This window comes from Listeria cossartiae subsp. cossartiae, from assembly GCF_014224155.1.
GTDB classification, from domain to species: Bacteria; Bacillota; Bacilli; order Lactobacillales; family Listeriaceae; genus Listeria; species Listeria cossartiae.
The window spans coordinates 331,662-344,736 of record NZ_JAASUI010000001.1; the positions used below are offsets into that span (position 1 = coordinate 331,662).

A 13,075-nucleotide genomic window follows, 5' to 3' on the forward strand; every position below is an offset into this window, starting at 1 on the left:
TTAAACGCCATTCTGGATTTTTATTATTATTTTACGAATTTAATGCAAACTGGTTCTGGAACTTTTACATCTTTTTGAAGTAATGTTAGGGCGCCAGTTTCTTTATTTACACCAAAAACAGTGACGTTATTGCTGTTTTCGTTTGTTGCTACTAAGATTTCGCCAGTGTAGTTAAGGTCGAAGTCACGTGGACCTACGCCTTCTACTGGAGTTGTTGCTGCAAGTGTTAATGTACCATTTTCGGCAACTGCATAACTAACGATAGCATCTTGGCCGCGGTTAGAAACATATAGGAAACGACCATCTGGAGAAATATGGATTGCGCTACCTTTATTTTCTTTGTCAAAACCTTCTGGAAGAGAAGCGATTGTTTGGATCACGTTTAACGCGCCAGTAGCTTTGTCATATTCAGCAAAAACAACTTCAGAAGTTAATTCTGTCATGATATACACATATTTCGCATTTGGATGGAAAACAAGATTACGAGGACCGCTTCCTGGTTTTACATCTAATTCCGTTACTTTTTCCAGTTTTCCTGCAGTAGCGGAGTAAGTAGTTACTTTGTCCGTTCCAAGGTCACATGTGATAACGTATTTTTGGTCCGGAGTGAAACCAGCAAAGTGCGCATGTGGTTTTTCTTGACGTTCGTGAACACTTTTACCAGTGTGTTGAATAGTGGAAACAGAAGGCTTTAATGCGCCGTTTTCGGTTGGGTAGCTAACGATTGTACCTAAGTGGTAGTTAGCGGAAACGACGATAGAACCATCATGTGACGCATCAACGTAACATGGCGGGTTGCCAGCTTGAACGTCTTGACCGATGAAGGCAAGCGAGCCATCTTCTTCGATAGAAAAAGCAGCAACGCCACCTTTATCGCCATCTTTTGCTACAGAGTAAACGAATTTTTCGTCATCTGAAATTTTAAGATATGTTGGGTTGTCCATTTTTCCAGCTAATTTATTTTCTTTAATTTCGCCAGTCGTTTTGTCGATTACTAAGCGATAGATACCTTGGCTTTCGACTTTGGTATATGTACCAATATAAGCAGTTGCTTCATTTTTTGACATGCCTATTCCTCCTATAAATAAGATATTTCCTAGTTAATTATAGCATAGTAAGGAAAAGATGGAAAAATATCACGTTTATTGCATTAATATTACACTTTGTTATTAATACACTTTAATAGCATTATATGAAATGTTTCTGTAACAAAAGTATTGACTTAGACATAAAAGTAATGTAAGATATAATTATCCCATAGAGATTGTCATTTGAAATAAGCTAATTGAAAATAAATTACTTCCCCCATAGAAATATTGATAATTGCTTATTTCAAATAAACACTCCTTTTAAGATAGTTGTAGCACAGAATTTCCCAGATTCTGTGCTATAATTATGTAGATTTAGAGATGCTCTTCCATTGAGGCTCTCTTTTTTTATGACATCAAGGAAAGTAGGTAGAACAAAATGTCTATTCAAACTGTTTTTGGAAATGGGAAATATAATTGGATTAATATCGATACGGATAATACGGAGAACTTAGCGGATTTTTATGAACAGTATCAAATTGATAATGAAGTAATTGCTTATTCGATTGATAGAAATGAACGAGCCCATTTTGAGTATGATCAAAAGACGAACACATTTGTGGTTGTATTTAATGTGCCGGATCAAAGGAAAATTGATAATCATTATGAAACAATCCCAATGGTTTTTATTATAAAAGACGAGCAGTTAATCACGATTACGAATAATGATAATCAGTATATTACCCGGAAAATGAAGCGATATTTAGCGGATTCAGATGGAGTAACTGTTTTTCAGTTTTTATTTAGTAGTTTGTATTTTATTATGGATGCTTTTTTTCCGTATGTGGAAGAGATGGATATGGATAGAAGAATGATCAATGATAAGTTGAAAATTAAAACGACGAAGAAAAATTTATTGTCTTTATCGGATTTAGAAACGGGAATTGTTTATTTTGTTTCGGCGTCTAAGCAAAATGCGGCGTTGCTCGAACAAATGAAAGCGCATTTGATTTACCGTGAGCTAAATGAAGTGGAAAAAGAACAGTTTGAAGATGCTTTAATAGAAGCAAAACAGCTTGTGGAGATGACTGGATTAAGTTCAGAAATCTTACAGCAATTGTCAGGTACGTATAATAATATTTTGAATAATAATCTGAATGATACGATGAAAATTTTGACGGCTTTATCTATTTTACTGACGGTTCCGACGATTATTACGGGATTTTTTGGAATGAATATGCCGCTTCCGTTAGAACATAATGTTTTTGGTTGGCTGATTACGATTTTGATTAGTATTGTTCTATGGTTTGGACTTTCTTTTATTTTGCGGAAGTTAATGAGATAACAAAAAGCCCTTCTTTCCAAAAGAGAGAAGGGCTTTTTAAAATTAAATGATGCCGTGTGAAATCATCGTATTTGCAACTTTCAAGAATCCTGCGATGTTGGAGCCGATAACTAGGTTACCAGGAGCGCCGTATTCGCTTGCTGCGTTGCTTGAGTTTTTATAAATATCTTTCATGATGTTTTGTAAATGTTCGTCGACTGTTTGGAAAGACCAGCTCATGCGTGTGCCGTTTTGAGCCATTTCAAGGGCTGATACTGCAACACCACCAGCGTTTGCCGCTTTTGCTGGACCAAAAAGTACTTTGTTTTCGTGGTAAATATCTACTGCTTCAAGTGTAGATGGCATGTTTGCGCCTTCTGCAACAGCGATAACACCATTTTTTACAAGCGCGCGGGCTTGATCAGCGTTGATTTCATTTTGAGTTGCACATGGTAGAGCGATATCACAAGGAACGGACCATACGTCGCCACCTGCATAATATTCAGCGGATGGGTGAATCGTTGTATATTCGCTAATGCGTTTGCGTTCTACTTCTTTTAATTGTTTTACTGTTTCTACTTTGATGCCTTCTTTGTCATAAACAAAACCGGCAGAGTCGCTACATGCAACTACTTTAGCGCCTAATTCATGTGCTTTTTCGATGGCATAAATAGCTACGTTACCTGAGCCAGAAACGACAATTTTCTTGCCTCGGATAGATTCGCCTGCTGCTTCTAACATTTCGACTGTGAAGTAAACAAGACCGTAGCCAGTTGCTTCTGTACGAGCTAAACTTCCGCCGTAAGTAAGGCCTTTACCAGTAATTGTACCAGCATCATAAGCGCCACGAAGACGTTTGTATTGGCCGAATAAGTAGCCAATTTCGCGTCCACCAACACCGATATCACCAGCGGGAACATCTGTATCAGGACCGATATGTTTTTGTAGTTCTGTCATAAAGCTTTGGCAGAAACGCATTACTTCTGCGTCTGTTTTTCCTTTTGGATCAAAGTCAGAGCCACCTTTACCGCCACCGATTGGTAAGCCAGTTAGGGAGTTTTTGAAGATTTGTTCAAAACCGAGGAATTTGACGATGCTTCCTGTTACAGAAGGGTGGAAACGAAGACCACCTTTATATGGACCAATTGCGCTATTGAATTGGACCCGGTAACCGCGATTTACGTGTACTTTGCCAGAATCATCCACCCATGGAACTCGGAAACTGATAAGGCGTTCGGGTTCTGTTAACTGTTCTAAAATACCATTTGCTTCGTATTTAGGTTCTTTTGCAAGAGCTGGAATAACAGAGTTTAAGAATTCTTCAACTGCTTGGTGGAATTCCGTTTCGCCAGGATTCCGTTGTTTAATTGTTTCAAACACTCGAGCTGCATATTCTTCGGCTGCCTTTGTGTCGTTTTGGATAGTGGATGTTTGTGCCATACTATAATCGCTCCTTGTTTAAATATTTTGACTATAAGGAAAAGTAAAAAACCTAATGCAGATACACGTGATGTTATAAAGCGGAAAAACATCGGCTTATCTGCGCCAAGTAGGTCAACTTTTCTTACCTATGTTGTTAGTTTACACATTGTTGAGAATATTTTCAAGCATAAAAACCAATTTTTCTGAAATTTTTTAAAATCAAGTTAATGAGAACGTTTGCTTATATTTTATTGGAGAAATAACCAATAAAAGACGAAAAAAATAACCGCACCAGGGGGATGCGGTTAAGGGAGTATTAGGGAGTAATAATGTTAAAGCGAGCCAAGGGATAAGACTAATTCGGATACTAGAATTATTGCTCTAACATTACTTGCTTTCTTTTGGGAAAAATAAAAGCTCTCCACGTAGACAAGTATATAAAAGATGGTTACAAAAATCATGCGCTTTTTCTTACAATAATAATCTCTAAGGTTACGAAAATGTCATGTTTTTATAAATCGCTAATTTCTTTGCGGTCACGAGTCGTGCTGAGTTTTCCTTCGCGCGTTTGAAGCTCTGTTTGGATAGCGGATAATGGAATATTTTTTTCGGCTAAGAGCACGAGCAGGTGATAGGTCAAATCAGATACTTCGGCGATTAATTCCTGCTTGTCATTTTTAGCGGCAATGACGACTTCGGTAGCTTCTTCGCCAACTTTTTTGAGGATTTTATCGAGTCCTTTTTCGAATAGGTAGTTGGTGTAGGAGCCTTCTTTTGGTTGTTCTTTGCGCAGTTTAATTTCTTCATATAGGTCATTTAGCATTTAAAAGTCCTCCTTTATGAGATTGAAAAAGCAGCTTTTTTTACCGGTGTGGCAGGCTGGGCCGATTTGGTTTACCCGGATGAGCAAGGTGTCATTATCGCAGTCGGTCCAGATTTGTTTTACTTTTTGGGTGTGGCCGCTTGTTGCGCCTTTGTTCCAGAGTTCATTTCTGGAGCGCGAAAAAAACCACGTGTAGCCAGTTTCAAGCGTTTTTTGATAGCTTTCTTCGTTCATATAGGCGAGCATTAATACTTCGCCATTTTGGTCGTCTAGGATAATGGTTGGGACAAGGCCTTTAGAAAAATCGACGGAAATCATGGGCGGATGTTCACTCCTTTTTTGAGTAAAGTAGTTTTGACGTTTTTGATGCTAAGTTCGCCGTAATGGAAAATGCTGGCTGCGAGTGCGGCGGTTGAGTTAGTTTGTTCGAAAACGTCGACCATGTGCGCGGCATTACCACAACCACCGGAAGCGATGACGGGAACAGAAACTGCTTCTGAAATTGCTTTTGTAAGTGGAATATCGTAGCCGTTTTTGGTGCCGTCGCCGTCCATGCTAGTGAGCAGGATTTCACCGGCGCCGAGTTGAACGGCTTTTTTTGCCCAGTCAATGGCATCCAGTCCGGTATCATTTCTACCACCACGAGTGAAGACGCTCCAATTTGTGCCTGTCCATTTGGCGTCAATGGCGACGACGATACATTGGTTACCGAATTTTGCGGCGCCTTCTTGGATGAGCTCAGGTCGTTTAATTGCAGCAGAATTGAGGGAAATCTTGTCGGCACCAGCTTGTAATAGATTTTTCATATCGGCGACGCTACTTATGCCGCCGCCAACTGTGAGTGGGATGAACACTTGCTCAGCGGTTCGTTCGACGACGTCTATCATTGTTTGGCGCAGTTCGACGGTTGCGGTGATATCAAGGAAAACGAGTTCGTCGGCGCCAGCTTCGTTATAGGCTTTGGCGATTTCGACGGGATCACCGACATCCGTTAAGGAAACAAAATTAATACCTTTGACGACGCGACCAGCTGTGACATCTAGGCAGGGGATGATTCGTTTAGTAAGCATATTGCTCCACCTCGACAACATCCGACATTGAAATATGACCATTATAAAGGGCTTTTCCGGCAATTGCTCCGTATAGGCCAAGTTTGGCAAGTGCTTCTAAATCAGTGCGACTGCTCACACCTCCAGATGCAACTAAATTGATGCTGACGTGTTTTTGCAATGCAGCCATTTGTTCTAAATTAGGACCTGTTAGCGTGCCATCGCGGCTAATATCAGTGTAAATGATGGTTTCGACATCCATTTCTTCCATTCGTTTGGCTAAATCTAAATAGCTAACTTGGCTGACATCGAGCCAGCCGCTTGTTGCGACAAGGCCGTTTTTGGCGTCGATTCCGGCGGCTATTTTAGGACCGTATTTTTGGACGGCTGCACGGAGAAAATCTGGGTCTGTTAGTGCGGCTGAACCAATGATAACGCGGTCGATGCCAGATTCGAGATAATAATCCACTTGTGCCATACTGCGAATTCCTCCGCCAACTTGGACGGGAACTTTGGCGGATTGTTTCATTTTTTGGATGATTTCGAGGTTAACTGGACGTCCTTCTAATGCGCCGTCTAGGTCAACGATGTGCAAATAGGTCGCGCCATCTGCGGCAAAGGCTTTTGCTTGAGCGATTGGGTCTTCATTCACGACGGTTTGTTTGGAAAAATCACCTTGGAAAAGCCGGACGCATTGTCCATTTTTTAAGTCTATTGCTGGGAAGATTTGCATGATTCGATGACCTCCTTAAACCCTTTTAAAATTTCTAGACCGATTTGTCCGCTTTTTTCGGGATGGAACTGGGCACCGTAAATATTGCCGTTGTTTATCATACCGGGAACTTCAACGGAATAACCGCTTGTTGCGATAATATATTCGGCTGGGCAATTGGCGTAATAGGAATGAACATAGTAAACGTATTCGCCACCGAGTTGGTTCGTTAGCGGGGTTGTGCGCTTGATTTCTAGTTGATTCCAGCCCATATGTGGAACGGCAAATTCGGGATTATCAGGCAGTTTTTCGACACGACCGGGAATGAGACCGAGTCCTTTGGTGAAAGTATGCTCGCTGCTCGATTCAAGCAAAAGCTGCATACCAAGGCAAACGCCGAGAATTGGTTTCCCAGCAGCAGCGATTTCTTTTAGCGTCCCATCAAGTCCGCGCCTAGTGAGTTCTTGCATGGCTTCTGGATAAGCACCAACACCGGGTAAAATAACGCCGTCTGCTTGTTTGATCTCTGTTTGATTGCTAGAAATTTGGTTTTGTAGTCCAATGAAATCCAGTGCTTTGCTGATGCTCTTCGTGTTTCCTGTGTCGTAGTCAATAATAACAATCATTTACAGGACCCCTTTAGTGGAATTTACGCCTTGGATTTCAGGGTTAATCGTGATTGCTTCGCGGAGAGCACGACCAAATGCTTTAAAAAGTGCTTCAATTTTGTGGTGGGTATTTTTGCCGTAAAGAACGCGCAGGTGGAGGTTCATTTCGGTGTTAAAGGCGACTGCTTGGAAAAATTCTTCTACTAATTCGGTGTCAAAATCGCCTAGTTTTGGGTTCGTTAATTCGGCATCGAAAACAAGATAGGAACGGCCGCTTAAATCGAGTGCGCAAAATCCAAGTGATTCATCCATTGGCACATAAGAGGAGCCGTAGCGGTTGATGCCAGCTTTATTGCCGAGCGCTTCTTTTAAACAAAGGCCGAGTGTAATGCCGATATCTTCTACCGTATGATGCGCATCGATGTATGTATCGCCAATTGCATTCACATTTAAAGTGATACGGCTATGTTTGGCGAATAAGGTGAGCATATGATCCAGAAATCCGACGCCAGTGGAAATAGTGGCTTCTTCTTGGCTATCGAGATTAATGGAAAGCTCAATAGACGTTTCGGCGGTAACTCGGTTTTTAGTTGCAGTTCTCATTTATTTTTCCTCCTCAAAACGAATTTGAATGGCTTTGGCGTGGGCATCAAGACCTTCTTTATTAGCAAGTAGGATCACGGCGTCTTTTTCTTTGGCAAGTGCTTCTTTTGTATAAGAAATAAAAGCAGAACGTTTCGTGAAATCTTCTACGCCAAGTGGGGAGAAGAATTTGGCGGTGCCGCTTGTTGGGAGCACATGGTTCGGTCCGGCAAAATAATCGCCAAGTGGTTCAGATGCATAGCTTCCTAGGAAAATGGAGCCGGCATTTTTAATGTGATGCAAATAATTCATTGGATTTTCTAGTTGGACTTCTAGGTGCTCTGGGGCAATTTCGTTCATGATATCGAACATTTCTTTCGTGTTTGCAGTGATAATAATTTTTCCTTGCGTCTCGATGGATTCTTGCGCGATGGCTTTTCGTGGTAGCGTTTCGAGTTGTTTAGCAATTTCAGTTTTGGTAAGTTGGGCGATTTTTTCGCTTGTTGTGATTAAAATAGCACGGGCTAATGTGTCGTGCTCTGCTTGGGAGAGTAAGTCGGCGGCGATGAAAGCAGGGTTTGCAGTTTCATCTGCGAGCACGACGATTTCAGACGGTCCGGCAATCATATCGATATCAACTAAGCCAAAAACTTCTCTTTTAGCGGTGGCGACGTAGATATTTCCTGGTCCAACGATTTTGTCTACTTTCGGAATGGATTTGGTTCCGTAAGCTAAGGCCGCGATGCCGTGCGCACCACCAACTTGGTAAATTTCGTCCACGCCAGCAAGTTGTGCAGCTGCTAAAACGTGAGGATTTATGCCATTTTCGCCAGGTGGTGTAATCATTACAATTCGTTTGACGCCAGCGATTTTAGCAGGTAGGACATTCATTAAAACGGATGATGGGTAGGCTGCCGTGCCGCCGGGAACGTATACGCCGACGGTTTCTAGCGGGCGAATTAATTGGCCGCGAATGACGCCATCTTTTTCACTATCAAGGAAAGCGTGTTGTTTTTGTTTGCTATGAAAACTTTCAATATTTGTTTTTGCTTGGCGAAGGGCATCTAGGAAGGCGAAATCGACTTTGGTTGTGGCTGCTTGGATGTCGGCATTTGGGACACGTAGTTTGGTTAGTTTCACACCGTCGAACTGGGAAGTATAGTCGAGTAAGGCTTGGTCGCCAGCTGTTTTTACTTTTTCAATAATTGCTTTTACGGCAGTTTCGACTTGTTGGGAGGTGGTTGTTGTGGTATTAGTCTTGAGTTCGTTTAAAATGGCGGCTGTTGTTCCGGTTACAATTTTCATTGGGTACGCTCCTCCTTTATCGCTTGTTCTAATTGGTCGATTAAATGGAAAATTTGCGTTTTATTTTGTTTTAAGGAAGCTTTATTGACAATCAGGCGGGCGGAGATGGGATACATTTTTTCGTAAATAAGTAAGCCATTTTCTTTTAAAGTGGAGCCGGTTTCGACGATATCAATGATGGCGTCAGCGAGACCAAGCACAGGTGCAATTTCGACGGAGCCTTCGATTTTGATAATTTCCACGTCTTCGCCTTTTTCGCGAAAAAATTTGGAAGCAACTGCCGGATATTTGGTGGCGATGATTTTTCGGCGGTAGCTACTTGGATCGAATTCGGGCGTGGAAGCAAGGCAGAACTGGCATTTGCCGATTTCAAGATCGAGCATTTCGTAATGTGATTTTGAGGCTTCCATCAGCACGTCTTTTCCAACGATACCAATATCCGCGACGCCGTGTTTCACATAAGTCATAACATCAACGGCTTTTACTAAAATAAACGAAATCGGCTGGGTGCTACTATGAAAAATCAGTTTGCGCTTTTTATCTGCCATTGAAGAACAGTCAATTCCTGCTTTTTCCAAAAGGGCAACCGCGTCTTTCTCCAATCTACCTTTCGTTAAGGCGATTTTTAAAGCTTTCATAAATCCGCCTCCTTTCGGAAAATGGTTTGGCTTCCTTGGCTGGAAACGTGAACGACAGTAGGGATGTGCCATTTTTGCGCAAAAGAGATGGCGTTTGTGGGTGTTTCAAAAAAGCTTAATTCGCTATTTGGTGTTTCTTGCATGAGTTTTTCGGCTTGTTGGAGTGCATCTAGGTCGTAGTGGATTAAAAGGGTAGTTGGTGTTTGTTTATTGATGATGCCAGCGCGGTTTTGAAGTGTTGTGAGGGAGTCGAGGTTAAGGGCCAAACCGACTGCTGGAGAGGAAGAGCTGGTGAATTGTTCTAGTAAGTGATCGTAACGACCGCCACTTAAAAAGTTATCGGCAGCAAGGTCGGCGTATCCTCTAAAAATAATCCCAGTATAATAATGAAAATCTTGCACGAGTCCTAAATCGACACTAATTTCAGCTGCGTAAGAAACAGCTTGGACAATCGTCTCCATTTCGGTCAGTGCGGTTAAAATTCCTTTGTCTGTAGTTACGTTTTTCGCTTGTTGTAAAATTGCTGTCGCTGGGCCAAATAATCGTGGTAAGGCGAGAATGAAATCGTCCAGCGTGCTCGGATTATCAGCAACAAACTGTTGAATGCCAGTGAGGCTTTTATTTTGAATTAGGAGGCGGAAATCCATTTCGGCGGTTTCACGGAGGTTTAAAAGATGAATGACGCGCCTATAAATTGCGGCATGGCCAAGCTCAATTTGAAAATTCGGAATTTCTAGCGTATTTAATACCCCAATCCCACTTAGAATACATTCAATCTCAGCTTTGATGGAAGGATATCCGATGATTTCAATGCCGGCTTGGGTTTGTTCGTTTTGTTCGCCACCAAAATCTTCATTTGCTCGAAAGATTTTTCCACTATAAGAAAGTTTGAGCGGGAGCGTGACACCAGTTGTACTAACGACTCGACCGATTGGCAAGGTCATATCTGGCCGAAGAACCGTCAAGCGCCCTTTTTCATCAAAGAAACGATATAGCTTGGCGTCGGCTTGATGTTCAGAGGAAAAGACATCTTCAAATTCAATAACAGGTGTTTCAATTCGCTTAAATCCACGTTTTTCAAAATAATGATTCACTTGTTGCTCAATTTTGTAGGCGGCTTGTGCTTCGCGAAAAAGTTTATCGCGTGTTCCAGTCGGCAAGTTCTTATTTAAGTTCATCTGGTTAGCTCCTTTACGATATTTTAGTTTATTAGCATATTAGCACGTTAAAGTGTTTTTGTAAATAATGAATAGAAAAATAGTTGCTTATGGTATAATTAGTGTACCATTTAGCACGTTTAGGGAAAAGAATTTTGAAAGAGGGTTGAATATGAAAAGAGACGGGCATACGCATACAGAATTTTGTCCACATGGTACGCATGATGATGTGGAAGAAATGATTTTAAAAGCGATTGAACTGGATTTTGATGAGTATTCTATCGTTGAGCACGCGCCGCTTTCGAGTGACTTTATGAAAAATACTGCTGGTGACAAGGAAGCAGTCGCGACGGCGAGTATGGCGATGAGTGACTTACCTTATTATTTGAAGAAAATGAACCAAATGAAGAAAAAATATGCGAGTGATTTATTAATACATATCGGGTTTGAAGTGGATTATTTGATTGGCTATGAGGATTTCACGCGTGATTTTTTGAATGAATATGGGCCGGAAACGGATGATGGCGTGTTGTCGCTACATTTTTTAGAGGGGCAAGGTGGTTTTCGTTCGATTGATTTTTCGGCGGAAGATTATAATGAAGGAATTGTGCAATTTTATGGTGGATTTGAACAGGCGCAACTCGCTTATTTGGAAGGTGTGAAGCATTCGGTGGAAGCGGATTTGGGGTCATTTAAGCCGCGGAGAATAGGGCATATTTCGCTATGTCAGAAGTTTCAGCAGTTTTTTGGAGCAAATGGGCATGATTTTTCTGAGGAAGTAATCGCGGGATTTCAGGAAGTGCTTGCTTTAGTGAAAAAGCGGGATTATGAGCTTGATTTTAATACGGCTGGTTTATTCAAGCCACTTTGCGGGGAAACCTATCCACCAAAAGAAATCGTGACGTTAGCTAAAGAATTACAGATTCCATTTGTGTATGGATCCGATTCGCATGGTGTTCAAGATGTAGGGCGCGGATATAGTACTTATTGCCAAAAGTGAGCTTTCATTTTGACATGCCCGTTCTCTTTAAATGTCACTCCTTCTAGCAAAAGCAGTTCGCGCTGTTCTTCCCAACCCGGGACAAGTCGACCAGCTGCATTTACGACACGATGGCACGGCGTAATTTGGTCACGCTTCGAATGTTTCAGTGTAGCGCCAACGAGTCTGGCGTTTTTAGGGAAGCCAATCATATAAGCGATTTGACCATAAGTCGTCACTTTACCGCGCGGAATTTGGCGCACGACAGTATAGACGCGATCTTCAAAATCAGCTGGAATCATTTCGTAACCTCCATTTGTTCATAATAAATTTAGTATACAGGAAATACCTATTTTATAAAAGTTAGGATGATACAAGAATGCCAGATTTTTCTTACGCAAAAATTACAAAACTAGTGGTCCACTTTGCTGGAAATAAAGCAAGAGAAGAAGGAACCGAGGTCTCAGCGAATGTGCTTGCGGATATCGGGTCCGAAATGAACCAAACATTATCTTCTATTTTCTTAGAGCCATTTACGAAAGATGAATATTATCAATTTAGCCATGAAACGGATTTGGATTTTAATGAAGTCCGAACTTTTGCTTCGAATATGTTTGTCGCGGAGGAAGAGTTTCTCGATGAATCAAAGAAGATTTTAGAGCATTTATATAGTGAAACAACCCACCCGAATATTAAAAGTGGTGACGTTTGGATTTTCTTTATTGAAGGTTGCGTTGTCGATGGGGATTTCACAAATGGCATTGGGATTTTTAAAGTCGAAAACAAGGAAGTCTTTCTGAAAAATGATTTTAACGGCAGAGAATTCCAAATTGGCTATGATAAAGGGATTACTGGAACGGATTTGGATAAAGGTTGTTTGATTTTTAATGTGGATCATGACACGGGGAATAAAGTGTTGATTTTAGATCGGCTTAACCGTGGTGATTCTGTTTATTGGAAAGATAAGTTTTTAAGTATTGATAAGATTACTGATGAGAAGTTTTATACGGAAGGTTTTGTGGAAGTTTGCACGGATTATATTAAGCAACGTGAGGAGTCGCTGCTTGATAAATCTAATTTTGTGAAAGCGACGACCGAATATTTGGCAGGGGAAGAAACGTTGAATATTGCTGAATTCGCCCGTACGACGATTGAAAAACCGGAAGAAATTACCGAATTCAATACGATGGTCGATACGTTCGAACGCGAAAACAATGTCCGTTTTCCAGAGACGTTCCAATTAGATGAAGAAAAACGCGAAAAATTATCGAAAAAAATCCGCAAAACGATCAAACTTGGCAAAAATATTTCAGTTGTCGTGAAGGATTTAGAGCAGCTCGAAGAAACCGATTTTGTGCAAGGATATGACGAGGAAAAAGGCAAAAGCTACATGATAGTGTATTACGATTAAAAGAAAAGCCGAGGATGCGGAATCCCCGGTTTTTTTT

Annotated in this window: 15 protein-coding genes; 3 read left to right on the forward strand and 12 right to left on the reverse strand. The window is 41.2% G+C overall.

The window, feature by feature from the left end; translation table 11 throughout:
* Positions 1-26: 26 nt before the first annotated feature.
* Positions 27-1,067, reverse strand: coding sequence for a lactonase family protein (locus HCJ30_RS01640; RefSeq protein WP_185390706.1), 1,041 nt, complete (start codon positions 1,065-1,067; stop codon positions 27-29).
* A gap of 400 nt (positions 1,068-1,467) precedes the next feature.
* Between HCJ30_RS01640 and HCJ30_RS01645 the strand changes: the two genes are divergently transcribed.
* Entirely contained in the window at positions 1,468-2,373 is a 906-nt protein-coding gene (locus HCJ30_RS01645) for a magnesium transporter CorA family protein (RefSeq protein WP_185390707.1), read from the forward strand.
* 42 nt (positions 2,374-2,415) lie between these two features.
* Here HCJ30_RS01645 and gdhA read toward each other — a convergent pair whose 3' ends face one another.
* The 10 genes from gdhA to HCJ30_RS01695 form a co-directional block, all read right to left on the reverse strand.
* The gene (gene gdhA, locus HCJ30_RS01650; RefSeq protein WP_185390708.1) at positions 2,416-3,792 is read right to left on the reverse strand and encodes an NADP-specific glutamate dehydrogenase; all 1,377 of its coding nucleotides are present in this window, start codon (positions 3,790-3,792) and stop codon (positions 2,416-2,418) included.
* 493 nt (positions 3,793-4,285) lie between these two features.
* Positions 4,286-4,597, reverse strand: coding sequence for a phosphoribosyl-ATP diphosphatase (hisE, locus tag HCJ30_RS01655; RefSeq protein WP_185390709.1), 312 nt, complete (start codon positions 4,595-4,597; stop codon positions 4,286-4,288).
* Positions 4,598-4,915 carry a phosphoribosyl-AMP cyclohydrolase gene (hisI, locus tag HCJ30_RS01660; RefSeq protein ID WP_185390710.1) on the reverse strand — a complete coding sequence of 106 codons (318 nt, stop codon included), beginning with the start codon at positions 4,913-4,915 and terminating at the stop codon, positions 4,598-4,600.
* Entirely contained in the window at positions 4,912-5,667 is a 756-nt protein-coding gene (gene hisF / locus HCJ30_RS01665) for an imidazole glycerol phosphate synthase subunit HisF (protein ID WP_185390711.1), read from the reverse strand. Before hisF ends, hisI begins: the two co-directional genes overlap by 4 nt.
* Complete coding sequence (gene hisA, locus HCJ30_RS01670; protein WP_185390712.1) at positions 5,657-6,379, reverse strand: 1-(5-phosphoribosyl)-5-[(5-phosphoribosylamino)methylideneamino]imidazole-4-carboxamide isomerase; 723 nt, start codon at positions 6,377-6,379, stop codon at positions 5,657-5,659. The genes hisF and hisA overlap by 11 nt, the downstream gene beginning before the upstream one ends.
* Positions 6,358-6,984: an imidazole glycerol phosphate synthase subunit HisH gene (gene hisH / locus HCJ30_RS01675; protein ID WP_185390713.1), complete on the reverse strand. Its 627-nt coding sequence runs from the start codon at positions 6,982-6,984 to the stop codon at positions 6,358-6,360. Before hisH ends, hisA begins: the two co-directional genes overlap by 22 nt.
* A complete protein-coding gene (hisB, locus tag HCJ30_RS01680) occupies positions 6,985-7,569 on the reverse strand; it encodes an imidazoleglycerol-phosphate dehydratase HisB (RefSeq protein ID WP_185390714.1) in 585 nt (194 codons plus the stop codon).
* The gene (hisD, locus tag HCJ30_RS01685; protein ID WP_185390715.1) at positions 7,570-8,853 is read right to left on the reverse strand and encodes a histidinol dehydrogenase; all 1,284 of its coding nucleotides are present in this window, start codon (positions 8,851-8,853) and stop codon (positions 7,570-7,572) included.
* On the reverse strand, positions 8,850-9,491 hold the full coding sequence (gene hisG, locus HCJ30_RS01690; protein WP_185390716.1) for an ATP phosphoribosyltransferase: 642 nt from the start codon (positions 9,489-9,491) through the stop codon (positions 8,850-8,852). Before hisG ends, hisD begins: the two co-directional genes overlap by 4 nt.
* Positions 9,488-10,669, reverse strand: a complete 1,182-nt coding sequence (locus tag HCJ30_RS01695) for an ATP phosphoribosyltransferase regulatory subunit (protein WP_185390717.1) — start codon at positions 10,667-10,669, stop codon at positions 9,488-9,490. The genes hisG and HCJ30_RS01695 overlap by 4 nt, the downstream gene beginning before the upstream one ends.
* 151 nt (positions 10,670-10,820) lie before the next feature.
* Here HCJ30_RS01695 and hisJ point away from each other — a divergent pair, with 151 nt between their 5' ends.
* Positions 10,821-11,648, forward strand: a complete 828-nt coding sequence (hisJ, locus tag HCJ30_RS01700) for a histidinol-phosphatase HisJ (protein ID WP_185390718.1) — start codon at positions 10,821-10,823, stop codon at positions 11,646-11,648.
* On the opposite strand, the gene HCJ30_RS01705 is transcribed toward hisJ, so the two are convergent.
* Entirely contained in the window at positions 11,633-11,929 is a 297-nt protein-coding gene (locus tag HCJ30_RS01705; protein ID WP_185390719.1) for an MGMT family protein, read from the reverse strand. The genes hisJ and HCJ30_RS01705 overlap by 16 nt on opposite strands.
* 77 nt (positions 11,930-12,006) lie before the next feature.
* On the opposite strand from HCJ30_RS01705, the gene HCJ30_RS01710 reads away from it, so the two are divergent.
* Positions 12,007-13,038, forward strand: coding sequence for a nucleoid-associated protein (locus HCJ30_RS01710; protein WP_185390720.1), 1,032 nt, complete (start codon positions 12,007-12,009; stop codon positions 13,036-13,038).
* Positions 13,039-13,075: the final 37 nt, after the last annotated feature.

Bases quoted from the DNA above. Each gene is read 5' to 3' on its own strand.
- HCJ30_RS01640 (WP_185390706.1), bottom strand. From the start codon at position 1,067: ATGTCAAAAAATGAAGCAACTGCTTATATTGGTACATATACCAAAGTC.
- HCJ30_RS01645 (WP_185390707.1), top strand. From the start codon at position 1,468: ATGTCTATTCAAACTGTTTTTGGAAATGGGAAATATAATTGGATTAAT.
- gdhA (WP_185390708.1), bottom strand. From the start codon at position 3,792: ATGGCACAAACATCCACTATCCAAAACGACACAAAGGCAGCCGAAGAA.
- hisE (WP_185390709.1), bottom strand. From the start codon at position 4,597: ATGCTAAATGACCTATATGAAGAAATTAAACTGCGCAAAGAACAACCA.
- hisI (WP_185390710.1), bottom strand. From the start codon at position 4,915: ATGATTTCCGTCGATTTTTCTAAAGGCCTTGTCCCAACCATTATCCTA.
- hisF (WP_185390711.1), bottom strand. From the start codon at position 5,667: ATGCTTACTAAACGAATCATCCCCTGCCTAGATGTCACAGCTGGTCGC.
- hisA (WP_185390712.1), bottom strand. From the start codon at position 6,379: ATGCAAATCTTCCCAGCAATAGACTTAAAAAATGGACAATGCGTCCGG.
- hisH (WP_185390713.1), bottom strand. From the start codon at position 6,984: ATGATTGTTATTATTGACTACGACACAGGAAACACGAAGAGCATCAGC.
- hisB (WP_185390714.1), bottom strand. From the start codon at position 7,569: ATGAGAACTGCAACTAAAAACCGAGTTACCGCCGAAACGTCTATTGAG.
- hisD (WP_185390715.1), bottom strand. From the start codon at position 8,853: ATGAAAATTGTAACCGGAACAACAGCCGCCATTTTAAACGAACTCAAG.
- hisG (WP_185390716.1), bottom strand. From the start codon at position 9,491: ATGAAAGCTTTAAAAATCGCCTTAACGAAAGGTAGATTGGAGAAAGAC.
- HCJ30_RS01695 (WP_185390717.1), bottom strand. From the start codon at position 10,669: ATGAACTTAAATAAGAACTTGCCGACTGGAACACGCGATAAACTTTTT.
- hisJ (WP_185390718.1), top strand. From the start codon at position 10,821: ATGAAAAGAGACGGGCATACGCATACAGAATTTTGTCCACATGGTACG.
- HCJ30_RS01705 (WP_185390719.1), bottom strand. From the start codon at position 11,929: ATGATTCCAGCTGATTTTGAAGATCGCGTCTATACTGTCGTGCGCCAA.
- HCJ30_RS01710 (WP_185390720.1), top strand. From the start codon at position 12,007: ATGCCAGATTTTTCTTACGCAAAAATTACAAAACTAGTGGTCCACTTT.